The organism is Vibrio sp. YT-19(2023) (assembly GCF_033337395.1).
The window spans coordinates 1-967 of sequence record NZ_JAWOQN010000200.1; the positions used below are offsets into that span (position 1 = coordinate 1).

At 41.8% G+C, this 967-nt stretch carries 1 protein-coding gene; it reads right to left on the bottom strand.

Annotated features, from left to right (window positions below):
• A partial coding sequence (locus tag R7E78_RS24860) for a S41 family peptidase (RefSeq protein WP_318058440.1) occupies positions 1-967 on the bottom strand: 967 nt, incomplete at both ends.

Below are 967 nucleotides of genomic sequence, written 5' to 3' on the forward strand. Positions count from 1 at the left end.
AATTTGGATAACATTAACATCAATACCGCGCAGTGCATTCATCAGTAATTCACTTGAAGAGGCAGTACCGCCAGAGGTCAGCACATAAACTTGCTGCTTGCCTAGAGTAGGCAACACTTGGTCTGAGAACTTGCCTGCTGCCCAGTCGATGGCTACGTTAGTAAATGGGTATACATTGTCGCCATTAGGTATGGTTTTCATGATCTTATCGTTGTGAATCAGCTCACTAAAGACACGATTTTTATCCGCGCCGCTGAGCATGTATCCCACTTGAGAAGATTGCAGTACTAAACCGCCGCCGTTGTATCGTAAATCGATAACAATTTCATCAACCTGAGCTTCTGCCAATTTATTAAAGGCGTTAATGAGCGGTGTTTGTGCGCTTGGCTCGAACGAGTTGTATTGCAGGTAACCGACTTTTTTACCGTTGTGCTCGATGACTTTCGCATTACGAACCGGAGAAGTCGCAACATCTGCGGCTTTCAGTATTACTGACTTTCTGTATCCATCTACGGTTTCAAATGTAAACGAATACTCTTTATTTATTTCTGGACTAAATAGCGTGGTATTAATCGTATTAATTTCTGCGTTGTTTGAAGTATTAACCACATCGATTGAGCCAATCTTTATTAACTTATCTCCACGAACAATACCGTTTAATGCGGCTGGAGAGTTGTCTTCCGTATAAGAAATACGAACGTCTCGAGGCTCTGTCGCTTGAATGAACGACCAATTAAATCCAAACCCAGCAACCAATCCCGATTGTGAGGATTTCATTTCATCATCATAAGGAATAGCGAAGTGAAAGCGATCTTTCGTTTTTCCAGTTGCAGTTGTTTCAGAAGTCACGAGTGAGTGGAAATAAGCGATGACACTACTGTAAAAGCTTGGGTTTCTATCCGGTACTTCATCGTACCAAAGGTAGGTTTCATTGGTAAAAGCACGTAAAAAGAGTTTTTCTTGCAAC